The organism is Veillonella dispar (assembly GCF_900637515.1).
Lineage (GTDB): Bacteria > Bacillota > Negativicutes > Veillonellales > Veillonellaceae > Veillonella > Veillonella dispar.
The window spans coordinates 2,073,337-2,099,657 of record NZ_LR134375.1 but is presented as its reverse complement, the minus strand read 5'-3'; the positions used below and the strand labels follow the sequence as shown (position 1 = coordinate 2,099,657).

24 protein-coding genes and 1 CRISPR repeat array (1 of these 25 running past the window's edge) are annotated in these 26,321 nt (G+C 40.7%); of the genes, 21 read left to right on the top strand and 3 right to left on the bottom strand.

Annotated elements, in window-relative coordinates; all coding sequences use genetic code 11:
- The first annotated feature begins 90 nt into the window (after positions 1–90).
- The 8 genes from hydF (at position 91) to EL171_RS09790 (ending at position 6,735) form a co-directional block, all read left to right on the top strand.
- The gene (gene hydF, locus EL171_RS09825) at positions 91–1,344 is read left to right on the top strand and encodes a [FeFe] hydrogenase H-cluster maturation GTPase HydF (protein ID WP_005384854.1); all 1,254 of its coding nucleotides are present in this window, start codon (positions 91–93) and stop codon (positions 1,342–1,344) included.
- A gap of 96 nt (positions 1,345–1,440) precedes the next feature.
- Positions 1,441–1,962 carry a DUF4446 family protein gene (locus tag EL171_RS09820; RefSeq protein WP_005384856.1) on the top strand — a complete coding sequence of 174 codons (522 nt, stop codon included), beginning with the start codon at positions 1,441–1,443 and terminating at the stop codon, positions 1,960–1,962.
- A gap of 12 nt (positions 1,963–1,974) precedes the next feature.
- Positions 1,975–2,928 carry a M23 family metallopeptidase gene (locus tag EL171_RS09815; protein ID WP_005384857.1) on the top strand — a complete coding sequence of 318 codons (954 nt, stop codon included), beginning with the start codon at positions 1,975–1,977 and terminating at the stop codon, positions 2,926–2,928.
- A gap of 172 nt (positions 2,929–3,100) precedes the next feature.
- Positions 3,101–3,679: a cob(I)yrinic acid a,c-diamide adenosyltransferase gene (locus EL171_RS09810; RefSeq protein WP_039968824.1), complete on the top strand. Its 579-nt coding sequence runs from the start codon at positions 3,101–3,103 to the stop codon at positions 3,677–3,679.
- Positions 3,680–3,708: 29 nt separating this feature from the next.
- A complete protein-coding gene (locus tag EL171_RS09805; protein ID WP_039969290.1) occupies positions 3,709–4,848 on the top strand; it encodes a hypothetical protein in 1,140 nt (379 codons plus the stop codon).
- A 72-nt stretch (positions 4,849–4,920) separates the two neighbouring features.
- Complete coding sequence (locus EL171_RS09800; protein ID WP_005384862.1) at positions 4,921–5,298, top strand: GerW family sporulation protein; 378 nt, start codon at positions 4,921–4,923, stop codon at positions 5,296–5,298.
- A gap of 259 nt (positions 5,299–5,557) precedes the next feature.
- Positions 5,558–6,016, top strand: a complete 459-nt coding sequence (locus EL171_RS09795; protein ID WP_039968825.1) for an OmpH family outer membrane protein — start codon at positions 5,558–5,560, stop codon at positions 6,014–6,016.
- Positions 6,017–6,213: 197 nt separating this feature from the next.
- On the top strand, positions 6,214–6,735 hold the full coding sequence (locus EL171_RS09790; RefSeq protein WP_005384865.1) for a nitroreductase family protein: 522 nt from the start codon (positions 6,214–6,216) through the stop codon (positions 6,733–6,735).
- Positions 6,736–6,824: 89 nt separating this feature from the next.
- Here the strand turns inward: EL171_RS09790 and EL171_RS09785 are convergent, their stop codons facing one another.
- From EL171_RS09785 to EL171_RS09775, 3 genes are all read right to left on the bottom strand, one after another.
- Positions 6,825–7,112, bottom strand: a complete 288-nt coding sequence (locus EL171_RS09785) for a cupin domain-containing protein (protein WP_005384867.1) — start codon at positions 7,110–7,112, stop codon at positions 6,825–6,827.
- Between the two features lie 257 nt (positions 7,113–7,369).
- On the bottom strand, positions 7,370–8,035 hold the full coding sequence (locus tag EL171_RS09780) for a hypothetical protein (protein ID WP_005384869.1): 666 nt from the start codon (positions 8,033–8,035) through the stop codon (positions 7,370–7,372).
- 1 nt (position 8,036) lies between these two features.
- On the bottom strand, positions 8,037–8,993 hold the full coding sequence (locus EL171_RS09775; protein ID WP_005384870.1) for a DUF1858 domain-containing protein: 957 nt from the start codon (positions 8,991–8,993) through the stop codon (positions 8,037–8,039).
- 544 nt (positions 8,994–9,537) lie between these two features.
- Here EL171_RS09775 and EL171_RS09770 point away from each other — a divergent pair.
- The 13 genes from EL171_RS09770 (at position 9,538) to EL171_RS09710 (ending at position 24,688) form a co-directional block, all read left to right on the top strand.
- Entirely contained in the window at positions 9,538–9,753 is a 216-nt protein-coding gene (locus EL171_RS09770) for a type II toxin-antitoxin system RelE/ParE family toxin (protein WP_322353403.1), read from the top strand.
- Between the two features lie 16 nt (positions 9,754–9,769).
- Positions 9,770–10,633: a HigA family addiction module antitoxin gene (locus tag EL171_RS09765; protein ID WP_005384872.1), complete on the top strand. Its 864-nt coding sequence runs from the start codon at positions 9,770–9,772 to the stop codon at positions 10,631–10,633.
- Positions 10,634–10,809: 176 nt separating this feature from the next.
- Entirely contained in the window at positions 10,810–11,973 is a 1,164-nt protein-coding gene (sfsA, locus tag EL171_RS09760) for a DNA/RNA nuclease SfsA (protein ID WP_005384873.1), read from the top strand.
- Positions 11,974–12,164: 191 nt separating this feature from the next.
- Entirely contained in the window at positions 12,165–14,636 is a 2,472-nt protein-coding gene (gyrA, locus tag EL171_RS09755) for a DNA gyrase subunit A (RefSeq protein WP_005384874.1), read from the top strand.
- Positions 14,637–14,712: 76 nt separating this feature from the next.
- The gene (locus EL171_RS09750; RefSeq protein WP_039968827.1) at positions 14,713–15,084 is read left to right on the top strand and encodes a hypothetical protein; all 372 of its coding nucleotides are present in this window, start codon (positions 14,713–14,715) and stop codon (positions 15,082–15,084) included.
- Positions 15,085–15,433: 349 nt separating this feature from the next.
- Positions 15,434–15,799 (top strand): hypothetical protein, encoded by a 366-nt coding sequence (locus EL171_RS09745; protein ID WP_005384876.1) that lies wholly within the window; start codon positions 15,434–15,436, stop codon positions 15,797–15,799.
- A gap of 191 nt (positions 15,800–15,990) precedes the next feature.
- Entirely contained in the window at positions 15,991–17,034 is a 1,044-nt protein-coding gene (locus tag EL171_RS09740; RefSeq protein ID WP_005384877.1) for a Fic family protein, read from the top strand.
- A gap of 111 nt (positions 17,035–17,145) precedes the next feature.
- Complete coding sequence (locus EL171_RS09735; protein ID WP_005384879.1) at positions 17,146–17,520, top strand: hypothetical protein; 375 nt, start codon at positions 17,146–17,148, stop codon at positions 17,518–17,520.
- A gap of 452 nt (positions 17,521–17,972) precedes the next feature.
- Positions 17,973–19,403 (top strand): [FeFe] hydrogenase, group A, encoded by a 1,431-nt coding sequence (locus EL171_RS09730; RefSeq protein WP_039968829.1) that lies wholly within the window; start codon positions 17,973–17,975, stop codon positions 19,401–19,403.
- A 411-nt stretch (positions 19,404–19,814) separates the two neighbouring features.
- Positions 19,815–20,960, top strand: coding sequence for a glycoside hydrolase family 3 N-terminal domain-containing protein (locus EL171_RS09725; protein ID WP_039968831.1), 1,146 nt, complete (start codon positions 19,815–19,817; stop codon positions 20,958–20,960).
- Between the two features lie 353 nt (positions 20,961–21,313).
- The gene (locus tag EL171_RS09720) at positions 21,314–22,378 is read left to right on the top strand and encodes an AAA family ATPase (protein ID WP_005384892.1); all 1,065 of its coding nucleotides are present in this window, start codon (positions 21,314–21,316) and stop codon (positions 22,376–22,378) included.
- Positions 22,379–22,985: 607 nt separating this feature from the next.
- Complete coding sequence (locus EL171_RS09715) at positions 22,986–23,603, top strand: sigma-70 family RNA polymerase sigma factor (protein ID WP_232013630.1); 618 nt, start codon at positions 22,986–22,988, stop codon at positions 23,601–23,603.
- 476 nt (positions 23,604–24,079) lie between these two features.
- On the top strand, positions 24,080–24,688 hold the full coding sequence (locus EL171_RS09710; protein ID WP_039968834.1) for a hypothetical protein: 609 nt from the start codon (positions 24,080–24,082) through the stop codon (positions 24,686–24,688).
- A 384-nt stretch (positions 24,689–25,072) separates the two neighbouring features.
- Positions 25,073–26,321: a CRISPR direct-repeat array (repeat unit 35 nt; unit sequence GTTAAATTAAATAATCCCCAGATGGGGACGGAAAC); it runs 348 nt beyond the window's last position.

Sequence of the window (26,321 nt, the reverse complement as noted above, 5' to 3'; positions counted from 1 at the left end):
TGTATAATGTAAATACAATTTACAATCCACGGTGAAAGCGTAGTCTACGGGCTGCGCTTTTACTGTTATGTTAAGTAACAAGGATAGACTATGGAACAAACACCTAAAGCAAACCGCGTACATATTGGCTTTTTTGGTCGTTGTAATGCTGGTAAGTCTACATTGATTAATATGTTAACAGATCAGCCTGTATCCCTTGTATCTGAAGTGGCAGGGACAACGACAGATCCTGTGAGTAAATCTATGGAGATTTTACCACTAGGACCTGTAGTGATTACCGATACAGCTGGTATAGACGATACAACTGAATTAGGTACATTGCGGATGGAGAAAACAGAAGAGGTTGTGAAGAAGATTAACCTCGCTGTTTATGTACTTCGTACCGATGAAGAACCAACTGCTGATGATATGCACTGGTTAGGGCTTTTAAAACAAAATAATGTGCCTATTGCATTATTTATTAATGAAATTAATGCAGAAAATAAAGAAGTAAATCAAGAAGAAAATAAAGAAGATGCATCTGCTTATGTTGAAAGTCATAAGGGTTTATCTGAATTAGCTACTGTCATTGGTTCTGCTGATTTTACATCTAAGACTAAACGTTTAGAATTACTCGATCTTTTGGGTGGTTTAACACCGCTTGATGTAGAAGGTGATCAAACTCTATTACAAGGCTTAGTGGAAGAGGGGGATGCCATAATTCTTGTGTGTCCTATCGATAGTGCAGCACCAAAGGGCCGTCTTATCTTGCCACAGGTACAAACGATTCGAGAAATTCTTGATTACAAAGGCTTAGCGCTAGTGTGCCAAACAGAAGAGTTACCTGCTATGATTAACTCTCTTAAGAATCCGCCTAAGATGGTTATCTGTGACTCTCAAGCCTTTGATCGAGTTGATGAGTTAACACCTAATACAATTCCGTTGACGTCCTTTTCCATCTTGATGGCCCGCTTTAAAGGGAAATTACAGGACTTAGTAGCTGGTGTAGAGGCAATTAAGAATTTGAAACCAGGTTCTAGAGTGCTCATCAGCGAAGGCTGTACACATCGCCGTCAATGTGATGATATTGGGACCGTAAAAATTCCTAATCTACTTAAGAAGCAAGGTCATACGGATTTACAGTTAGAATTTACGAGTGGGGGAGCCTTCCCAAAAGATGTATCTCAGTATGATTTAATCATTCACTGTGGTGCTTGTATGCTTACACGCCGTGAGGTATTGCGACGCATTGAATGTGCCGTTGTACAAGGCACACCAATTGTAAATTACGGTGTACTCATAGCAGCTCTACATGGTATACTAGAACGAGCGATAAGCCCATTTGTTGATGAATTAAAGGGGTAGTTATTAAATTAAATTGTATGCAGTCATTTAACTTTCACAATAAGAATGGTATAATTAAGTGTTGGAGTTTGAATGATTGTATAGGAAGGAATATACATGTTCGAATCGATTCAACCGTGGATTGGCATGGCAACCATCGTCCTTGTTATAGCGTTGTTAGTGTATTGTGTGATCTTGCACATTCGCTTAGGGAGCCTTAAAAAGAAATATGATTTCTTTATGCAAGGGGACAATGGTGCGAGCCTAGAACGTAAATTATCTGTAGAGGTTAGCGAAATTCGTGATGCTGCGAAGGGTCTTGAGACAATGTTGACTGAGCAAGCGGCAATCCGCAATATTCAAAGCAATACGATACAAAAAATTGGCTTTATTAAATATAACGCCTTTGAAAATATCGGTAATGATTTGTCCTTTGCGCTTACATTGCTTGACGGCAACAATAACGGCATCTGTATCTCCAGTATTTACGGTCGTAATGAATCCCGTATTTTTAGTAAACCCATTGTGAAAGGTAAAAGTCTCGTAAGTCTTTCACAAGAAGAATTAGAGAGTTTGAACGAAGCGTTGGGCGAACGCACCAATGAGGAAGCGTTAACGAGCGCCATCGTTTCTAAATAAGGAAGGTTTGTATTGAAAGTACCGGCATTTATTTCAAACAAAGTTGAAAGAAATGGTGACAACTGCATATTGACATTAACAACCAAGCAGGCGAAAATAGCAGCTATTGTAGGTTCTATCTTAATCGTTGTGGCGTTGGTTCTCGGCATTTGGGGCATTGTGCGCCAAGCTGAGGTAGTGCAATTACGTCAACAGACACAATTGCAATCGGAACAGCTGAAGTTATTACAACAAAAGACAGATGTTTTAGATAAGAAAATTCAAAACTTAAATCAAATTAGCGAAGAAAACAAGCAAATGCTGAAGGGCGCTGAATCTGGCACACCATCTCAAGGTGGCGGGGACGGTAGCGACCCAAAGCAGCAAGCCGCTGATGAAAGCGAAGTAAAGACGCTGACGGCGGCACAATTATCAGCGCGTCTATCCAAAATGGACAAGGATGCACAAAAATTGCTAGTTAGCTTCTATACAATGCGTAATATCCTTCGCGATGGTGGTGCGCAAGACCTTATGGCTATGCAATCCATCAACTTCTCCGCTGGCTCTGGTGGTGTTACGAATAACACTACACCAAGTATCTGGCCAAGCAAGGGCGTTATTACCTCTCCATTTGGTAGCCGTGTGGACCCTGTAACGGGCGCTATCGGTGCGTTCCATGAAGGGGTAGATATTGCGGATGACTATGGTACACCAATCGTGGCTACTGCTGCTGGCGTTGTAACCTTTGCCGGTTATACAGAGGGCGGTTACGGTAACCTCGTTGAAATCGACCATGGCAATGGCTTCGTAACACGGTATGGTCATAATAGTGCTGTATTGGTAACGGTTGGGATGAGCGTAAAACAAGGTCAAACAATTGCCTTGATGGGTAGTACTGGTAAAAGTACAGGTGCCCACGTTCACTATGAGGTACGCCTCAATGGATCTCCTACAGACCCTATGATCTTCTTGCCAATTAGCAACTAATAGGTAAAACCAATACTATATACGTAATATCCTTTACGATATATGCAACATAAAACATAATTCATAGAAAAAAGAACTTGTTATGCGTGCAAATGCACTAATAGCAAGTTCTTTTTCTTTTCTTTTGTATATATATATTGTAAAATAAAAGTATATGAACGGAGGTATATCTATGAAGGCCTATGTACAAGTTTATACCGGCGAAGGCAAGGGCAAAACGACCGCTGCTATTGGTCTAGCCATCCGTGCCATCGGCGCTGGCAAGAAAGTCCTCTTTTTGCAATTTATGAAATCTAAAGTATATAGTGAACATACTATTTTACCTACCTTAAAGAATTTAACCTTGGAAACCGTGGGCAAGCCATTCTTTATCATTAAAGAAGGGATGAAGAGCAAGGACGAACTCGCTAAATGGGGCGATGAAGTGGTTGTCTTTGAATCTGGCAATCCGCCAAAGGATTATGTAGCGCTCATCGAAAAAGGCTACGAACGTGCACTAGCTGCTATCAGCAGTGGTGAGTACGATCTCGTGGTTCTAGATGAATACAATATGGCACTCTTCTTTGAACTCATTACATGGGATAAAACAAAGGCTTTGCTCGATGCTCGTCATCCAGAAACGGAACTCGTATTTACGGGCCGTGGGGCTCCTCAAGAATTAATCGATGAGGCAGACCTTGTAACGGAAATGAAAGAGGTCAAACATTACTACCTTCAAGGCGTAATGGCTCGAAAAGGTATTGAAAACTAATCATAGGTACACCTAAGGAGGTGATGTGGTTGAGTACAGTGGCTATTGTGGCCCTCGTTATTGTGGCCATCATTGCAGCACTCATCTTGATTATCCTACTGACACCAATCACATATAGCATCGAAATCAACGGACGATCGCCATATCGTGGCGAGGTGCGCGTCAAATGGCTGTGGCGTGTATTTTCACTGCATCTAGCGTATTTACAGGACAAACCATTTTTTAAGGAATTATACATTTTGGGCATGCTCAAGATTGGTCCTGTGAAAGATTATGAAGAATGGCTTGAAAATCGCGTAGAAGAAGAATACCAAAAGGTGATGGACGACGATGGCGACATGTCGCAATCGGAAGCCTTCGCCAAGGCGATGCAAGGGGGCGGACAAGGTCCTTCTGCAAGCTCTAGTGGTACTAGCTTTGATGATTTGAAGAGTGCTCAGCGTTCTGACGCTACCTTTAGTGATGAAGAAGCGCCAGGGGCTGGGACTTCTCAAAAGCCGAATGAACGCATAGAACGTCCTGAACAAGCTTCTAAGGATATGGATGCACAGGCTCGTGCTGATCGGTATGACTCCATTCAGCAAGATCCAACATCTCATATTCAAAGCGATGATGAAACAGTGAGCCGCGTTACTTTTAACAGTGACGGTTCCATTAAGGAAAAGGTATTTACGAAGGTGAATGACCTCAAAACGACGGTGAAACAACGTTTTGAAAAGCCAGATCCAAATGATCCAGTGGCATCATTTAAGTCTAAAATTCCTACATTCTGGTTCATGAAACATGTAACAAATACAGAATTGTGGCACCAGTTATTCCTTGTTTCAAAACGATGCTATGACCACTCTAAACCACGCGATGTGGCTATAGAAGGTCGATTTGGTATCGGTGACCCATATCGCATGGGGATTATTGCATCTATGCTATATAGCATTTGGCCAGAACAAGCTGAGAACATCGAGCTCGATTATGTAAATTGGGCAGGTGAAGGTAGCGGTCACATTAAAGGTCGCATCATTTTAGCTGTTATGGCTTGGCATGGCACAAGATTTTTACTATCTAAACCAATGCGTTCCCTATTGGGCGAAGGTGCTCGCGTCTTCTGGGTTAAACGGAAGGAAGCAAAGCAGTTAGAAAAGCTGAAAGCCGAACAAGGTCAAACAGCGTAAGGATATATTAAGTCAACTAAGTACATGAGCTAATATAGCAATGATACTTTCACAAAAAGCGGAGGTACTGTGATGGAGAACAGTAATGTAAAAGAGAATTTGGAAGTCCTATTCGAGAAATTCAAAAATATGATTAAGGTGGAAACTGTAGTAGGCGAAGCTGTGCAAATCGGCGATACTACACTTGTTCCATTCGTAGACGTAACATTTGGTTTTGGTACTGGTACAAACCACAACACTGCTAACAAAAATCACGAATGTGGTGGCGGTGGCGGCGGTGCCAAAATGGAACCAAGCGCTATCCTCGTTATTAAAGGCGAACGCATCGAGTTGTTCAACATTAAAGGCAACCCTTACAGCAGCAGCTTCGATCGTCTTATCGGTTTGGTGCCTGACCTCGTGTCCAAATTGAAATCCGATAAATACATTTATTTGAACGATGAACAATAATTCGGTGACGAATTATAAATACTAGGTGAAAGCCGTAATACCCACATGTGTGCTCTGAATATGTCCGTAACGACTGCGATTATAGCTTCAGGGCATGCCTGTGGGTATTATTTTAACTTCTATAGACTTTCATAAGCAGTTCATAGGTCTTTATTATGCTATGTAACATAGTCTTGTGAAAGTTAGCGAGATTTGTTATAGTAAAAATAGTACACTATTGGATTGTATAGTGACACTTTTATTTCGAGGAGGATTTCAGATGAAATTATCTAAAAAATTAACTACCCTAGCTATCGTTGGTGCTATGTCTGCTACTGCTGCAGTAGCAAGTGCTGCTAACATTGGCTTAGTAAATATGAGCCAAGTAGTAAATAGCTACCCTGGCTATGGTGCATTAGATATGAAAATGCAACAAGTAGACGCTCAATACCGTCCACAAATTGAGAAAAAAGTACAAGAAATTGAAAAAATTCAAGATCAAACTCAAGCAGAAGCTGAATTCAACAAATCCGTAGCTCCATTGCTTCAAAAAGAAAACGAAGAAATCAATAAAATTGCTCAACCTATGATGCAAGCAATTCACAATGCTGTTGAATCCATTCGCGTTGAGAAAAAAATGGATGTAGTATTGGATGATCCATACACAATCCGTGCGGCTGACGCTAACAGCAAAATCGAAAACATTACTAACGAAGTAATTAGCCGTCTTAAAAAATAATATATAACAATGGCCCCTTGTCTGGTTTCAGATGAGGGGCTTTTTGGTTGTATAGGGGAGCTTTCTTTTGAGGTCTTTGATAGGACTTCTTTATGATAGGACTTTTTTATCTATATAGCGAATTTATATACTATAAGAGTTATATCGGAATTTTCTTTAAAATAGATTAGCTTATTTCAATTAAGGAGTGAGATCTAATGAAGGATTTTAAAGCATTAGCCACAGAACGGTATTCGGTTCGAAAATTTGATACGAAACCTGTAGAGCAGGAGAAGGTAGATGCTATTTTAGCGGTAGCTAGATTAGCGCCTACAGCTCATAATTATCAGCCACAACGACTACTTGTATTAAATACAGCAGATAGTCTTAATAAACTTAAAGAATGCACAAATGGTCATTTTAATGCGCCTTTGGCTATTATTGTTTGTTACGATAATCAAGTAAGCTGGAAACGAGAGTACGATGATGCGGATTTAGGCACTGTAGACGCCAGTATTGTAGGTTCTCATATTATGTTCCAAGTCGCAGATATGGGGCTAGGTACAACATGGATTGCTCATTTTGATCCAGCTAAAGTGCGTACGGCTTATAACTTGCCGGATACTATCGTACCTGTAGCCATCTTTCCTATTGGATACCCACATCCAGACTGTATGCCTGCACCGGGACATACAAAACGGTCTGATGTAAGTGAGCTAACAATATATAATTCCTTTTAAGCTCTACAAAATGTAAGCTCCATAAAAAAGGCGGTTAATCTCAAACGATTAACCGCCTTTTCTCATAGGTTTATGTACTAAACTAGATTTTATTCTGGTTTGTGAATAAGGTTTACAACGAATTCGCTGTCTTCTACAAGTGTAGCTTGGATGTAGTTGTCGCCGTTGAATTCTAATACTTGGCCTGGAATAAGTACGTGTTCTTCTGTTTCGTTAAGGAATACTTGTACTTTACCTTTAACTACAGTAAAGATAACATTAGCTTCTGGATGGTTGTGTTTTTCTACCTTTTCACCAGCTTTGCCGCCTTTTTTAACGATTACATAGTTAGGACCTTGAAATAATAAACCTAATTCTTGATTAACTGTGCCTGCCATAATAGACCTCCTAATTCTAGCTTTTATTTTGAAAGCTTACGTTTATACGTTACGATGTGTTAATACATAATATGATGTATTTATCTTATGGTTATATTATAAATGATATTACTTATCAATGCTGTGCCTATAGCTACAGTTTTGGAAAAATAGGGGAGAAATATATAGAAAACTCACATAATCAAATATTAGGCAAGAAAAAACGAGCGCTGTAAACGCTCGTTTTTTGGTACATATATCTGAGAGTAGATACTCTATTATTTTCTGCGAATGGAGTATAAACGTGTGCCGTTTTCTTCAGTCGTTACAAGTTCAAAGTTTGGATCTACCGCTTTTACAAAGGCTTCGAACCATGTTTGGTACGCTAATGCCATGAACTTAGGGTCAACGCCCGCTGTACGCCAGTAGCCTGCTTGTAATCTGTGATCCCCAACCCATGTAAATTCATCTGGGCTTTCAGAAACAACTTGGTCACCACCGTCACAAGGCATGCCGTTTACATAGAAGTTTTGAAGTGCATTGTAAATAGCAGGTGCAGTGTGTTCCTCAAGATTGTCTTGCGCCACAACGCCACAAGCTTGACCTTGTACTGCGAATGCATCAAGAATTGCTGTTACTACATGTACGGCTTCGTCGCCAGAGTTTGTATCGAGCAAATCTTTGATGAAAGCTGCTTCGCGAACGGATGCGATGTTGATTTGGTTGGACAACCAGCCATGGATATTGCCATGGTCGATGATGTTCTCTAGTGGAATGCTAGGGTTGATTGGCTCGCCGTATGTATCTACGGAGATAGAGTGTAATTCCTCTGCCAAATCATCAACAACCTTAGTTGTTTTTTCTAAAATCAAGTTTTCACGCTCAACGAGCAATTGAATTTTACGATATAACCAGTAATGGATGTGACCTAAGAATGCGGACATATTAAGCTCCTTTTCGTGCAGTTTCTAATTTTTGAACTAAATCGTATACATTAACACCGTGGATTTCTGCAGCTTGCCACAATGGTTCAGCTGTAGAAGATGGGCAACCTAGGCAACCCATGCCGATGCTTTGTAATACAGGCACAACATTTGGATATGTATCCACGATGTCGCGAATGATTGTGTCTGGTGTGATAGGAGCACCTGCTTCGAGGCGTGGTGCTTCTGGTTCAGGATCGTTACCATGACCAGGCAAGAACACAGCTGGTTCATCGGATTTGCTTTCAGCTGGAGCACCTTCAAGGTCGCCCAATACAGCCTCTTTAAAAGCCTCTAAACCAATGCGGTCAATGAATTCGCCCATACGTTCAATTTGTGCGTTTTCTTTATAGTATGCAATGATACGATCTACCAATGCAAGAGCTTCTTTTTCAGTTGTTACTTCTGCGATGAGGTCGCCGATGCGTGGATGCGCGCCGCCGCTACCGCCAGCGTATACGTTCCAACCCTCTACAGTACCGATGATACCCACATCTTTCATGCGGCTTTCAGTACAAGAATTAAGACAACCGGATACGCCGATTTTCATTTTGCTTGGCATTTCTTGAGACAAATATTTGCGTTCAATTTGCATGCCAAGATGTACACTGTCTTGTTTAGCGCGTTTACAGAATGTAGTACCTGGGCAGATTTTTACGCTGCGCACGCGGTTAGAAACAGTGTACGCTGGCTCCATGCCGAGCATTTCCCAAGCTTTATCTACGTCTTCTGCTTTCAAATTCGTAATCATAATGCGTTGGCTGCCAGTCAATTTAAGAACCGCGCCGAACTCATTCGCTACGTCGATATATTTTTGTAATTGTTCTGGTTGAATGAAACCTGCTGGAACGCGAGGTGTAATTGCATAACGGCGTTGGCCGTTTTTAATGCGTTGTAAATTTGCTGCGATTTGTGCCATTGTTAATCCTTTCTCGAGCCATCTCTGCGGAGAATAGTGGCCTAAACTACTTAGTTAATCTATGTAATTCTTTATATGTAATCTATATACGCCGTTGGGTTTTGTGAAAGCTTCGCACGTATACGTACAGCGTGATGAGATCAACTAGGCGATGCCTCACCAAAACCCGGCGTAACGATCAGTACGGGTATTAAATACTGACCTGATGTTCCTAGTATAAACTATTTTAACATGTAATAATGTAACCTAAGCTACAAAAATGAAAAATTTCAATATTAATTATTAATAGCATATATGATTTATAATACTAGATATTATAAAATAATTTACCTAATTGGTAAATTATATATTTACATTTGTATTTGAGAGAGTATAATAGAATTAACCTACTAGGTAAATTATTATAAATGGCCATTTATATTGTATCAACCATTCACTGTGATTTGAGAGAGTCGGTGACATATTGGACATACGATATAAGAATAATAAGTTAGAAACAGTTTGTACAGATGCAAATACTGCTAGGCGAGAATATGGACGTGAGATGGCACGTAAAATTCATTTAAGAATTGATCAACTTCGTTTTGCTACATCTATTCAGTCTTTGATTTTAAATGGTGTGGGACGGTGCCATAAGTTAGTTGGAGATCGCAAAACTCAATATGCTATGGATTTAGTACACCCTTATAGACTTATTTTTATACATATTGATGGAATGTTTCACGTAGTAGAGATTCAAGAAATTGTAGATTATCATTAGTATAGGAGATATACATATGAAGATATATGAAAGTAAAACTTTTATTGCTATACCGCCTGGAATGACAATAAAAGAGGTTTTAGAAGATAGGCATATGACGCAAAAAGAATTAGCTACACGAATGGATATGAGTGAGAAGCACATCAGTAAGCTCATTAATGGTGAAGTCCCACTAACACAGGATGTGGCAATGCGTCTTGAACGGGTGTTTGGTGTAGAAGCAAGTTTTTGGAATGGATTAGAAGCCAATTATAGAGAGAAGATATTAAAAGTAGAGTATGAGAATTCTATTGATGAAGAAATTAACTTTGCTAAGCCCTTTGGTTATGCCAAACTTGCGCGTTTAGGTATAGTGCCAGAAACAAAAAAGGCAGCGGAGCAGGTTAATAATTTACAAAAGTTTTTTGAGGTAGCTTCTTTAAAAAATGTAGATAATGAAATGGTTATGCCCTTAGTGTATGAAAATATTAAGGATATGGAGCCAGCTAAAAAGAGTGCGATTTATACATTAGTACAAATCACGAAAGGACAGGCGCGTTTTGTAGAGGTAAATTCTTATGATGCGGAGTTACTAAGAAAATTTATACCAAAAATTAAGGAACTTTCTAGTGAACCTTTAATTGGTGTGAAAGAGTCTCTCAAAGACATGTTAGCAGCATGTGGTGTGATTATTGTGTATTTGCCAATTCTTGATAATATAACCTCCACATGTATTACGTATTCCAAAGGAAGCTCCATTGTTCTTGGTATACCAACGGAAGACACGGATAGTTTTTGGAATTTATTAGAAGAAGCCCTACATAACTTGTTAGAGCGTGATTATCAACGAAGTAATCGCAAATACCGTAACAATGATCCTGTAACTGTGGTGAATTATTGAGCCATATTTTGGTAAGTTTTTAAACACCACTTTTTTGTAAGTTTTTAAGGGCTTATAGCACTTGTTAGAGGTTCCCATTAACGTAAGGACTTTCATAGTACGATGTATAGGATTCTTATCCTGTAACAAAATAGCGTATAATAGACATATAGAATATTACTGATATAGGAGATACAATGAAGGTCCTTTACGATACAATTTTGAAAGCAACATATACTGGTCGCCCGAACCGTTTTGTGGTGACCTTAGATTTGAATGGTGAAAGCGTACTCGCTCATTTACCAAATCCAGGGCGTATGTGGGAGCTCTTATTCACCGGTGTAATGATGTACATCGTGCTTCACGATAAGCCTGATGCAAAGACGAAATACCGCGTAGTGGGCATTGAGCGCGATGGCGTCGTAATTATGCTCGACACGAACTATAGTAATGATGTAGCGCAGCATTTGATAGAAAATAAGCTGATCCCTGGTTGGGAGGAATGGCGCGTTGTAAGACGTGAGTATACGGTTAAATTACACGGCACATCATCACGTTTTGACTTGCTCCTTACCAATGATAAGGGCGATGAGTTTTTGCTAGAGGTCAAGTCTTGTACGTTATTCTCTAAAACGGGCGCCATGTTCCCTGATGCCATAACAGAACGAGGTCGCAAGCACTTATTACATCTGAAAGAATTACAAAACGAAGGCTACCACACAGGTGTTCTATTCCTCGTGCAATGGGATAGAGCGCAGTGGTTCTTACCGGACTACCACACAGATTTAGAATTTGCTCGTACCTTTAAAGAGGTAGCTCCTTCGTTAGACTGGAAAGCCGTTGCTGTGACCTGGGATGAGACTTTCACCATGCCCACTCTAACACGAGAATGTTCTTATCCGAGTACAATCCTCGACACAGAGGCTCACGATAGCGGCGTGTACGTGATGGTTATGCACCTAGACCACGATCTTGACCTTGAAATCGGTTCTAAAGGAATGATGCATTTCCAATCTGGCTACTATATGTACGTAGGCTCTGCGAAGGCGAACTTAACGAAACGCATTGAGCGCCATAAACGAAAACGCAAAAAAATGCACTGGCATCTAGATTACTTCCGCGGTCACTGCGAAATGATAGCAGGCCTACCAATACGAACTAGCTGGGCTGATGCAGAATGCGCTCTCGCTGATGCGGTACGTAGCGTTGCCGAATGGGACGTCCCTAAATTCGGCTGCTCTGACTGCGACTGCAAAAGCCACCTATTTGGGATGATGGAAAATCCGATACATAATAAGGAATTTATGGATGTGGTGGAAAATTATCGCATGAATATGCTAGACGAACTAATTAATCGGTAATTATTATTGATGGGGCCCAAAGGCTATACGCTTACTTAGTTAAGTGATTGTTGTTTCTTTTCGCATGGGATTTTGAGAAAACAGCTTTCACAAAAATCCATAAAAATGCCTATAATATTAGCGTTTAGCCCTCAAAAATGCTATAATATTATGATGTATTATAATCAGTGTTAGTAAAATGAGGTGAGATTGTGGCAGACCAACAATGGTCCCACGGGAATATTCATCCCGTTCAGATTGATAAAGAAATGAAGAACGCTTATATCGATTATGCGATGTCCGTAATCGTAATGCGTGCTCTTCCAGATGTGCGTGATGGCTTGAAACCAGTTCATCGTCGTATTTTGTACGCGATGCACGAAACAGGTATGACGCCAAATAAACCGTACAAGAAATCAGCTCGTATCGTCGGTGACGTACTCGGTAAGTATCATCCACATGGTGATAGTTCTGTTTACGACGCGACTGTACGTTTGGCGCAAGATTTCAATACGCGCTACCTCTTGGTAGACGGCCACGGTAACTTTGGTTCCATCGACGGCGATAGTGCCGCTGCGATGCGTTATACTGAAGTACGTATGGCAAAAATTACTCAAGAAATGCTCGCTGATATCGACAAGGAAACTGTTGATTTCATGCCGAACTATGATGAAAGCTTGCAAGAACCAACAGTATTGCCAGCGAAGATCCCAAATCTTCTCATCAATGGTTCCAGCGGTATCGCCGTAGGGATGGCGACAAATATTCCACCGCACAACCTTAACGAAGTATGTAATGGCCTTACAATGCTCATCGATAACCCAGATGTAACTGTGGAAGAATTGATGACACAAATCAAAGGTCCAGACTTCCCGACAGGGGCGCTCATTTTGGGCCGGGAAGGTATTAAAAAAGCGTACTCCACAGGTCGTGGTAGCGTAAAAATGCGCGCTCGTGCAACCATTGAAGAAATGGCGAAGGGCAAGCATAAAATCGTAGTGACTGAGATTCCATACCAAGTTAACAAGGCTCGCGTTATTGAAACAATTGCGAACTTGAGCCGCGACAAGGTAATCGATGGTATCACAGCACTTCGCGACGAATCTGACCGTCAAGGTATGCGCATCGTTATCGAATTGCGCGCTGATGTGCAACCAGATATCGTTCTTAACAAATTATATAAACACACTCAACTTCAAGAATCTTTCGGCGTGATTATGTTAGCCCTCGTGGATGGTCATCCTCGCGTATTGAATTTGAAAGAAGTATTGGGTTACTACTTAGATCATCGCCTCGATGTTATCGTACGCCGTACACAATTCGAGCTTAACAAAGCAGAAGCACGTGCTCACATCTTGGAAGGCTTGTTGATTGCTCTCGACCACATCGATGAAGTTATCGCTACAATCCGCAGTTCCCAAACTGACGAAATCGCGCGTAACGCATTGATGCAAAAATTCGGGCTTTCAGAAAAACAAGCAGTAGCCATCCTCGACATGCGTCTACGCCGTTTAACAGGCTTGGAACGCGAAAAAATCGAAGAGGAATACAAGGAATTGTTGGCATTGATCGAAGATTTGAAAGCTATCTTGGCTAGCGAAGCGCGTCAACGTCAAATCATCAAAGAAGAACTAGAAGATATGAAGAAGAAATACGGCGACCCTCGTCGTTCTGAAATCACTATCGATACGTCCGACCTTGATGTAGAAGACCTCATCGCTGACGAAGAGATGGTTATTACCTTGACTAAACAAGGTTATATCAAACGCATGAACGCGAACGTATATCGCAACCAACATAAAGGTGGCGCTGGCGTTATCGGCATGAAGACGAAGGAAGACGATTATGTAACGCAAATTATGCATGTTCGTACGCATAATACATTGTTGTTCTTCACGTCCACTGGCCGTACATATCGCCTCAAAGCATACGAAGTGCCAGAAGCAGGTTCCCGTAACTCTCGCGGTACCGCTATGGTTAATGTATTGCCACTTGCTGTCGGCGAATCCGTTACAACTATGATTGACCTTGAACGTATCCATGAAGATGTAAACTTATTCATGGTTACTGAGTTCGGCGTTGTAAAACGTACAGCTATCGAAGAATATCGCAACATCCGTCGTTCTGGTCTCAACGCTATCAACCTCGACGAAGGGGATCGCTTGATTTCCGTTAGCGTAACGACTGGCAATCAAGATATCTTGATCGGTACTAAATTGGGTATCGCTATTCGTTTCAGTGAAAGCGACGTACGTCTCATGAAACGTGCGGCTCACGGTGTGCGTGGTATTAAACTTAATACCGGCGACGTAGTAGTAGGCGCTGGTGTTCTTAATGCTGATGAAAGCGAAGCACAAGTGTTTACAATCTCCGAAGAAGGTTTCGGTAAACGCAATGATGCGGAAGCTTACACATTGCAAAAACGCGGTGGTAAAGGCTCTAAGAACTTCAAGATTACGAACAAAACAGGCGACGTAGTTGCCGTAGAAGTAGTTCATAACGATGATGAAGTTATGCTTATCTCTGAACAAGGCAAAATCATCCGCTTCAACATGAACGATATTGCTGTGAAGAAGGGCAAAGCTATTTCTGGTGTGAAAACACAAAATCTCGACGAAGGTGATAAAGTAGCTAGTATTGCTGTTATTCCAGGTGCTGAAATCGAAGACGAAGAAGCAGAATAATTTGTATTAATAGTATATGTAAGAAACTATGGGCGGCCATCTTAGATGGTCGTCTCTAGCGTTAAGGAGTTTAGATATGAAAAAATGGTTAGCTGCTATGTTTGCAGCAGGGGTTTTATTCTTAGGCGGCTTTGGTCAAGCTAGTGCTGCTGATTGGTACTATATCGATGCTGATGCTGATGATGCAGCATGGTTCATCGATAATGCATCTGTATACAAAACAGATGATGCGGCTACAGTACTTGTTAAAATTAACAATGTAGAAGGTTTCACATACATCTACACAGTACGCATTGACCGTAAAGAAAAAACATGGACAGAACTTGATACAACAGTATACAGCGCTGCAGGCGTAGCGTTATTGTCCAGCAAAGAAGCACAAAAACCTACAAAAATTGAAGATGATACTATGGGTGCGGAAGTTATGAAGGCCCTATGGGGTAAATAATCCAACAATTTAATAGAAGCTTATATTCGCTCTGTTTATTTAGATACTCAGAACGTATTTGGCCCCGAACTATCCTGAAAGCCTCCATAGTGACCGAAGTCGTTTTCAGAACAGTTCGGGGCTTTCTATGTTTTGTTGACCTTACAGCGCGAATATCAGTCATCAAATACGTTATATTATCAAAGCCCATAGGACTCGGCACATCGTCCTTAATAGATTTATATTAATTATGCAGTTTATAGAGTTTTTATTAGTAATATGCAATTATGGTGTTATAATGAAGGCGTAGGGAATTTATGGTATGCAGATTGCATAGTTATTTGAATTTTATAGTCAGGAGAGAATAGTTATGAAAAAATGGTTTGCCTGTTTAGCGGTAGCCGGGTTATTATTCAGTGCTGGTGTGGGCGTGTCTCATGCTGAAAGTTGGTATGCTCTTGATACGGATCAATATGGTCGTACTGGCTATATCGACAATGACTCTGTTGATAAAAACGATGCTCGTGCTACATTGCGCTTGAAGATTGTAGATCCAAATGGAGATCACTCCATTTATACAATGACATTCAACCGTGCTGATAAAACAGTACAGCTCATTGATGTTGCTACATATAACCCACAAGGCTATATGATTGGTTCTGAAACATTGGCAAATACAAAAGTACAAATACAAGACGGAAGTAATCTAGATCGCGTGTATCACTTGATTTGGTAAATTTCCTCTACTAGTAGAAAGGGTTCTATCTCTCATCGACCTCCATAGTGACCTAAGTCGGTCTCAAAGAGATAGAACCCTTTCTGCATGTATAATTAAATGTATCCAAATTATTTATTCCCTTATTTTATGGTATAATTTAAGGGAATAATTTTATTTATAAGGGATTAGAGTAGAAAGTAGGTGTGTGTATGCGTCGTTTTGAGTATGGTCGGATTCAGTCTTTGTCGTGGGATATGGATATTTTAAGTCTAATTGCAGGGATTTATAGGGCGAATGGCAAGGAGGAGGTTTTGCTTTCACAGAGTCCTGCCATATTAGATTCTCTTGTAGAGTTGGCAAAGGTACAGAGTACAGAGGCTTCGAATGAGATTGAAGGGATTGTGACGACGAGTACGCGCCTTCGGCAGTTGGTAGCTGATAAGACTACGCCTCGAAATAGGGATGAGCAGGAGATTATGGGGTATCGTGATGCCTTAAATGTTATCCATGAAAGTTATGATTCCATATCTTTGTCTCGCAATCATATTTTGCAGTTACACAAGATTTTGTATAATTACCAGTTCAATGCCCGTGGTGGACAGTTAAAGAGTGTACAGAATTATATTAGTGCTACCTATCCCGATGGACGGACCGAGGTGTTATTTACTCCCCTAGCACCCTATGAGACAGCAGAGGCCCTCGATAAGATTTGTGCTGAATATAATCGTGTTGTAGGTAATGGAGAGGTGGAGCCACTCTTAGCCATTCCTATTTTTATACATGATTTCTTATGTATTCACCCATTTAATGATGGGAATGGACGCATGAGCCGTTTGTTAACGACATTATTGTTGTACCGTAGCGGCTTTATGGTAGGTAAATATGTATCGTTAGAGGCTAAGATTGCAAGACATAAGGATATGTATTATGCTGCTTTACGCGAGTCTAGTGATACTTGGTATGATGAAAGTTCCTGCCCTATACCGTTTATTTGCTATTGGTTACAAATGCTGTTAGCCGCGTATCATGACTTTGAGGACCGTAGTTCTATACTGGCAAATAGTGGTTCAGCAATGGATCAGGTGAAAGCAGCTATCGATAGTCATCTAGGGGCTTTTACAAAGCAAGATATTAGAGAATGGTGTCCAAATCTCAGTGATAGTTCCATTGAAGGCGTCATACGTACCCTTGTGAAGGATGGTCATATTCAACGTAAAGGTGGGGGACGGTCTACTTATTATGTGAAGTCTTAATGTTTGGAATAGATATTCTAATAATTGAGCACGTTTGTATTTCATAAAATATTTATTTTCATCGAATATACTAGATTTCATGTTCTTGTATTTAATTCGAGAGGTAAAAATATGAAAAAAACATTGGCAGCTGTTTTGGCAGCAGGCGCTTTATTCATTGGTGGTATTGGTAGTGTTGATGCAGCAAATTGGTATACAGTTGGTACAGATAGCAATGGTATCACTTGGTCTATCGACAACGATTCTGTTAAAAAAGATGACAAAAAAGCTACTTTGGACATCAAAGCTATGGACTACGAAGGTTACCACTATATCGTAACTGAAGAGTTCAACCACAAAAAACGCGAAGTAAAAGACGTTAAGGTAACTCTTTATAACCCACAAGGTTATGTTGTGAAAGAAGAACAACCTAACAAATCTACTCGTAAGGTTGAACAAGGCACTCCTGCATACGCTGTGTACACACTTATCTGGGGTGACAAATAATCTGATCCTTCGAGGGGTATGATTCTTTGTGAAAGCTTCACACACGCACGTTCTCATTAGAGGGCGTGCGTTTTTTTATTTTAATTGACGTGCGGTTTTCTTTTGTTTTAATTCCCGAAAAGTTGGTGAATTATTTACTCATTCGTGGTACAATGGGAATATTATTACGCATTTATGTAATTTCTATCTTGTTGAAATATACTGACGTACAATGTCATATAGAATGTCACTCATAATGTCACTTATAATTTCATGCGCAATATTATGGTATCTAGAGAGGGTTGATTGACCATAATTTTGCACTAAAGTGTAACATTTCTACATAGTATAAACTTTCACCATAGCGTATACTAAAGGTAAGATGTGGAAGTACGCCTTGAGCACAGTGCTCTGTAGTTTGGCCGATGTTTCCCAAAAGGTTTGATAGTTTTAGTTTGTTAGAGGAGGTCCTCATGTCTCAATACGAATTTATCGATAAACGTGTGCCGATTGCATTAGACAATCCATCCATTTATCACGACATTTCCAAGTGTAAAAACTGTACGTTATGCCGTCGTGCTTGTGCGGACGTAATGAGCGTACTCGACTACTATGATCTCGATGCAAACGGTGACGTGCCTGTATGTATCCACTGTGGTCAATGTGCGGCTGCATGTCCATTTGACTCCATGCATGCTAAATCCGAGCTTGAAAAGGTGAAAGCAGCTCTTGCAGATCCTGAAAAAATTGTGGTTATCCAAACAGCTCCAGCTGTGCGTGTAGCTATCGGCGAAGGCTTTGGCTACGAACCAGGTACATTCCTTGAAGGCAAAATGGTTGGTGCTTTGCGTGCATTAGGTGCGGACTATGTAGTAGACACTAACTTCGGTGCGGACTTAACGATCATGGAAGAAGCATCTGAGCTTGTAGAACGTCTTAAAACTGGCGGTCAAATTCCTCAGTTCACAAGCTGCTGCCCAGCGTGGGTACGCTTTGCAGAAATCTACTTCCCTGAATTGATTCCTAACTTGTCTTCCACACGTTCTTGTATCGCTATGGAAGCGGCTATGATTAAAACATACTTTGCTGAGAAAAAAGGCATTAATCCTAGCAACATCGTATCTGTATCTGTAAACCCTTGTACTGCTAAAAAAGCAGAAACAAAACGAGAAGAAGAAAATGCAGCGGCTCGTTTCTATGATGACGAATCCCTTGGCATGGATACAGACATTTCCATTACAACTCGTGAGTTCATCCGTTGGATCCAAGAGGAAAACCTCGACTTCAATGCGATTGAAGAGTCCCAATTCGATGACTTAATCGGTATGGAAACTGGTGCATCCATCATCTTCGGTAACACTGGTGGTGTTATGGAAGCGGCTATGCGTACAGCGTACAAGCTCATCACTGACAAAGAGCCACCTCCATATGCTTTGACTCACCTCGAAGACGTTCGTGGTATGGAAGGCGTTAAAGAGGCAACTGTTCAATTAGGTGATGACGTTACATTGTCCGTTGCTGTAGTACATGGCGGTAAAAATACACGTGACTTCCTTAATGCGTTGAAAGACAGCGACAAACACTATGACTTCATCGAAGTTATGGCGTGCCCAGGTGGTTGTATTGGTGGCGGTGGTCAACCGCGCACTAAATTGCCTCAAGCTGTGAAAACTAAGGAAGCTCGTATCGGCGGCCTTTACGAAGCTGATGCGAACTACAAATGGGTTGCTTCTTATGAAAACCCAGAAATCCAAGCATTGTACAAAGACTTCTTAGGCGAACCATTGGGCCACAAGGCACACGAATTATTGCATACACATTACACAGACCGTAGCGCGGTGCTTGGTGATCGCAAAGACGTAACACCTGAAACATGCCCAACATCCCCTAAATACAAGGGCTAATAGTTTTATACATTAGCTAATTTGCTCAGTACGAGTCGTATCGAATGTATTCTGGCGATGAATACATCCATACATACATACATTAGTATAGTTAGACTGGTATATGGGTAACTAACTAAACAGAAATAAATCCTACGGGTCATGAGTGACTTGATACTTGTGTAGATATTGACTACTGAGTGTCATCTTACATGCGATTCGTAGGATTTTTATGTATAACCTTCTTATAGTTTTATATATGTTATATGTATGAATTACCTTTTATATTAATTTTTACTACTACTTTATAACTTTATTATGATAAATTGATATAGAAAACTAGCTTTCACATGAGGAAAAGATGAATTATATAGTGTATAATATATAGAAAGATAACATGTAAGAGAGTATGACAAGGAGTTTTGTGGAGAGATGAACTTGTTTTTACGGCGTGCTCTATGTGGCATGGCCTTGATTGTCGCCGCCATCGGTACTGCGGGATGCCAACATGAGAGTCAGGCAGAGCAGGAAGAGGTACGAACTGTATCGTATCGGGCCGTCATGCAATCAGACAAACCTGTTCCTGAGAAGGTGAACACTTGGCTTGGGGCTATGTCTCAAGAGGACAAGATAGGTCAACTGATGATGATTAGCCTTCATGGCAGCACGGTAGGACAGTCCCAAAAGGACGTCATCAGGAAATACCGTGTGAGCGGCGTTATGCTAACTAATGAAAATCTAAATAATAAAAATCAAGTGAAAGCTTTCACCAGCGATATCATGCAAACGGCCACAACGGCAAGTATGGTGACGCCATACATTGGCATCAATCGGGATAAGGTGTTGAGTACGAATGAAAGTTTCTTGCGCTTGCCAGAGCCAAATCGTTGGGGGCAACTACCGATGGAACGGATCATTAATTTAGTGACTCGATCGGCCATTGAAATGCGCGATATGGGCTTTAACCTCATTGTGGGACCGAATGCAAACCTAGGGGTGCCGAATGTGTCCTATACATCTGACCCTACGTGGGCCGGGCATATGGATCTGGCCATGGCGGAGCGTTACCAAATCAACCACATGTGGTTTGGCTATAACTACTTCCCAACAGTGAGCCTTGGTGATGCATCCTTTGAGACCGCTAACGATGCGAAGGCCTATTTGAACAACAACGATGTGTCCGTATTTAAACGTCTCATTACACAGACGACAGCGAATACGTACATGCTCGTCATAAGCCATGTGCAAATCCCTGCCATCGATAACGAACATCTAGCGAGTAACTCGAAAGCAATCATAACGGACTGGTTACGACACGAGCTAGGCTATAACGGCGTGGTTATGACCGACCGTGTCGATGTAGGGGCCTTGCAAGCAAACCAAAAGATAGGGGACTTTGCAGTTAACTCCATCGTAGCGGGCAGTGACCTCGTCCTCCTTGATGCGGATACGGGGCACATCGATGAAGTCCATCGCGCACTTATACAAGCAGTGGCGAACGGAACCATTTCAAATGACCGACTCAATGATGCGGTTAAGCATATTTTGCTCATGAAGATGCAAACTCAAATACAATAATAAAGAAATAAATACAACAATAAAGAAACGACTATATAAATATCCTTATTACATACGAGTCATATGACGTGCTATACCTTATGGTAGGCACGTCTTTTTATATGTGTTGAGTATGGAAAAAGATTATATACGGAATATTGTATGTTAGCGTGACGAGGATAGACCTATAAGAATGCAGTAAATATAAGGGATTCTACAATCGAATGGGTAAAAAGTAAACCATTAAATAAGTATATTTTATGCGTAAAAAAATTAACATAATAAAAAGTCATGTTAATAACATGAAAATAAGTTTAAATTTGTTTTAAATTTATGATATAATAGTCTCCATAGAATGTTGGAGGTGAGAGTATATGAATTTTGTGGGACGTGCTGAAATTATTGAGAGTATCCAGTCCCGTATTGCGATAGATCAAATGAGTTTGTGTGTTGTGTATGGTCCGCATCGCAGTGGCAAATCCTATGTGGCTTCCCAGCTCGTACGCCGTCATAAGGCGCTGTACTTGGCAGGTCGCATGGCTAATGAAGCAATTCATGTAGCCGATATGAATCGAGCTCTTGAGGCACGTTTTGTTCCTACCGATGAGCAGGACAAATTTGAACCGATCACTAGCTTGCAAGAGGCCTTTGAGGGTCTATTTGAAAGCAGTGTAAATACGCCTCAGACTGTGGTGATTGATGATTACCCTTCCTTGGTGGAGGCTGTACCTCAATTCCCTATCCACTTGCGCGATTTGTTAGAGGCTTATCAAGAAACGAGCCATTTGAACATCATCTTGATGGCCAATGGATTAGAACAGCTCGATGGCCGCATCATTGGCGATCGCAGTTTGATTGGTTCCTATGTGTCGGAATACTTTGAGGTAAAACCGTTCTCCTTGGTGGATATGAAATCCTTGGGCCTTCACTATGCTAAGGATGACTTGCGTACTGTATTTGCCGTAACAGGTGGTTTACCTGCCTATGTGCAGTACTTTGATAATGGTGAAAGCATCGAGACGAATATTATTAATTTGTTCTTCTCCGTATCGGGCGCACTCTTTGAAGAAACGCAACATATCTTACATCGAGATATGAAGAATATTACGGGTGCTAACGCCATCCTATCGGGCCTTGCAACACTAGAGAGACCATACTATGTGGAGCTGTTGCAAGCGAGCCAAATTAAAAGCGGCACCTTTACATCTCGTTTGAATGACCTCATGGCGATGGGGCTCGTAGGTCGTATCCAAGCGAATAGCCGTGGACCTGCGAAATACGCTGACTACCACTTCACAAATAGCATGTTCCATTTCTGGTACCGCTATGTGTATAAATACTGGGGCGACATCGTCCGTGGTAATGGTGCAGACGTGTACCAAACCTACGTAAAACCACAACTCAAAGACTTTGTGGAAGCCTCCTGTATTGCAATGTAATCAGACAATTTAAAATACGATTACCTGTACAATTACTTGTAACATCAGAATACGTTACTCCTAACGTGTATATCAGTAATCGTAACTTATGTACTATTACCCAATGGTAGTACTAATTCCTCTAAAAAAGACACCATATTCCTCTGTGGTGTCTTTTTTGTATTATTTTCAGCAATTACCTATCTAGGTGTATAGATATGTCTTTTAATGGATAGAAATTAATGTTAGATTGTAACAGAATATGTGAGAATTCTAAAGAATTGCCAATTTGTCAAAATCCCCGTTCCGCGCTATTGTGTAGATAAGCGCTATGCCATGGCAGGAAAGGGGATTTATGTTATACACAAACGAAGAACCGTTAGTACAACGAACCTGTATTAAAACTGCAAGCTTACAATCTGAGGAAATATCTTCAAAGGGATTATCTTCTACGGAAGTACTATCTAAGAAGCTTTCTTTTAAGGACTCAGAATCTGAAAAGATACCTTCTAAGGAATCTGAGTATAAGGTACCGGAGGAGCTGAAATTACAGACTCTTATCTGCGGGCATCAGGTGTTAACCTCCTTATCGGATAAGAGCCTCGTATCGATTTGTCAAAATCCGAATATGAGGATTCAGACGGTGGGCTACCAGCCGTGGTCCGCTGATGAGCTACGCCATGATGCGGCTCAAATCGAGCTCTGTCGCAGGTATCGGCCACTCATTTTGCACTATACGAATAAGACGGGGAACCGCGAGTTCCGTGAAGACCTAGAGAGCTATCTATGGGCCATACTCTTGGAATCGATTTATAGCTTTGACCTGAAAGGTTCTGTACCATTTCCAGGTTTTGTGAAAGCCGGTGTTAGGTATGGTTACATGCGGTATTGGAAGCGGGAACGATTGCGCAATCATCGTGAGATCCATATACCAGACCGCATCACCGATGATGGAGAGGTTACGGTTGGTATGGATATCTTTGCATCTGGAGAAAATATAGCAGACATGATTATGACGGCCGATGAGGAACAACGCTTACGAGCTCGCCTCGTATGGGCCCTTGGCAGACTATCTCAAGATCAACAAGACCTATTGCGTCGAGTGTATGGTGATTGTAAAAGCCTCGTATCCGTTAGTGAAGAGCTGAACTGTAGCCGCCAAGCTATCCAACGGCGCCATGAACGAGCTCTGCGGAAGCTGCGCAGATACTTGACGACAGACTTTAAGAAACTACTAGTACATTAAGTATGAATGCAATAGGGCTATACATTCATTAGAGTTATACACGTATTAGAGTTATATACATATGAGATTCTTAGAACTCTGAATCGATTAGAATATGTAGTGTAAACATATGACTATTAGTCTATTAGAGTCAAGTTTGTATTAAAATGATATGTGTTAATATAATTTAATTTCTTATTTATATTCTGATTATTGCATAATTACGTTAATCACGATTAACAGATATACATAAAATATGCAATTCTCAATTTAAATGAGAAAATAATGACACATATAGGTAGGTATTACTTTTACAAGATCATAAAGTCTTTAATTTTACATAAATTTCTATAGTTTTGTGTATATATTTACAAATTATACAGTGTGATATACAATTAAACCAACAGCAGATTAAAGCATGCGAATCTGCTTTCACAGAACACGTGTTCATTGTATTGTTGAAAGGAATGTTCCTAAGTTGAGGGGAGAGAATTCCTATGATGACATGTAATGAAGTACCAGTAGCGGTGGCCACTTGGCTATCGAAGGGAGAGAATTTGGATTTGATCTATACGAATCCGAAGAATCATATTGTTTGTTTTATCCCTACCTATGAACCTGGCGGTGGTGATAGCACGATGTGCTATTTCGTAGATGGCCGTCAAGAATTGGTACATCTGCCAATTCGTACCATCCTGCGAGAGCTGGCCTTACAAGAAGGGTTGAGGCCGAATTATATCATGACCAGCGACGGTCGGCGTAGCAGCTATACAGCGCCTAAAACCTATGGCCCGCACCTTACCTTTGGGCATATTAAATGTCGGCGCCCTATCGGCAAGGACGTGGTATACGGACTCTTTAACGTGGCGATACCTTATCAGTATATCGTTACCGATGGCCCTGATCCAGATACGAGCTACATTCATGTGGGTGACTTTAAACCCATCTTGGTGTACCAAGCCCCACACCACGTGAAACACAAGCTGAACGAAGCTATGCTAGAACACTGTAACTACGTGCGTAAAATGCTAGCCCGCATCAAACTTAGCCAAAACCCACAAGTCGTGGCCGAACTATTTATCGCCTGGAGAGACCTAACAAGATAAAACTGTTAGGGGGAAGAGAAGAATAAGTAGGGGAGATGAAGTAATAGGGGGAGAGAAAGAGAGGAGGAAATATAGGGAGAACAATAACATACGGGAGAAATAAATAAAAGGTTATCATTAAGACAACTCAAATAACGATTTACTCTCTTACAGAGCTATCTTGTCACGAGATAGCTCTGTTTTCATATATTTTTCATTTCCCTTGAAGCTATGCTATAATAGACCTAGATTTAACCCTTGAAAAAACAAATCTGCGCCGTTGTGATAGTGGCGCGATTAAACGGTATTATTTTAGCTGGCTAAAGTGCCTTTTGAGGCCGAAATACAATCTCCGCCGTTTTTTAGGTTTTGGAACCAGTAAATACTTATTGTTTCAGAGACAGGGTTAAATTAAATAATCCCCAGATGGGGACGGAAACTCACATACGTCCTTGTCGTAGTTCTCTAAATAATTGCGTTCTTCTGTTAAATTAAATAATCCCCAGATGGGGACGGAAACTTAATTACAGGCTCATAACCAAATGTAGTTTTAAAGATGTAAAGTTAAATTAAATAATCCCCAGATGGGGACGGAAACTTACATATTGCTCATCATTCTTAGTTACATTTACAGGAATTAGTTAAATTAAATAATCCCCAGATGGGGACGGAAACGCCTTTTGCGGTAACAAAGCAATAATTATCACCTTGTACAAAGTTAAATTAAATAATCCCCAGATGGGGACGGAAACCCAATAATATTCGCTATTTCTATTGTATAACTCAACTGTTTTATGTTAAATTAAATAATCCCCAGATGGGGACGGAAACACATAGCATTTTGTTCTTTTAAAAGCTCTTTTTCAGAATTAGTGTTAAATTAAATAATCCCCAGATGGGGACGGAAACTGGTTTAGCAATTTGGCGAGGTCGCCTACTAAAATGTCTGTATGTTAAATTAAATAATCCCCAGATGGGGACGGAAAATTCATTTTTGTCCTCCATTTTTACGTTCCAGTCCACTTTCCAAGTTAAATTAAATAATCCCCAGATGGGGACGGAAAATTGGCTTAGGTTTATCATGTATTCGCTACCGCTTTTTGTACTGTTAAATTAAATAATCCCCAGATGGGGACGGAAAACTTTTAATAAGTCCTTTTCTGAGCTAGTTTTAGCTTTAACAGCCGTTAAATTAAATAATCCCCAGATGGGGACGGAAAACTAAGCTCTCATAGATGTACTCATCATCAAACCAAAGAAAATCATGTTAAATTAAATAATCCCCAGATGGGGACGGAAAACCCCAAGCAGAACTTTGTAGTTTTACCCATGAGAGAGGAGAACGGTTAAATTAAATAATCCCCAGATGGGGACGGAAACTTTTCATCTAGTACAAATGTATTCACTCCGCTAATTGTGTGTTTGTTAAATTAAATAATCCCCAGATGGGGACGGAAACTCGCAATAACCATATAGACCGTTGATGCTAATATACCCATACGGTTAAATTAAATAATTCCCAGATGGGGACGGAAACTAATTTGCTGTCTATAACGTATGTCTTTTCCATGATTGGCTGTTAAATTAAATAATCCCCAGATGGGGACGGAAACTCGAAAGACAGTAATTTACATGTTTCATTAAAGCTACCGCT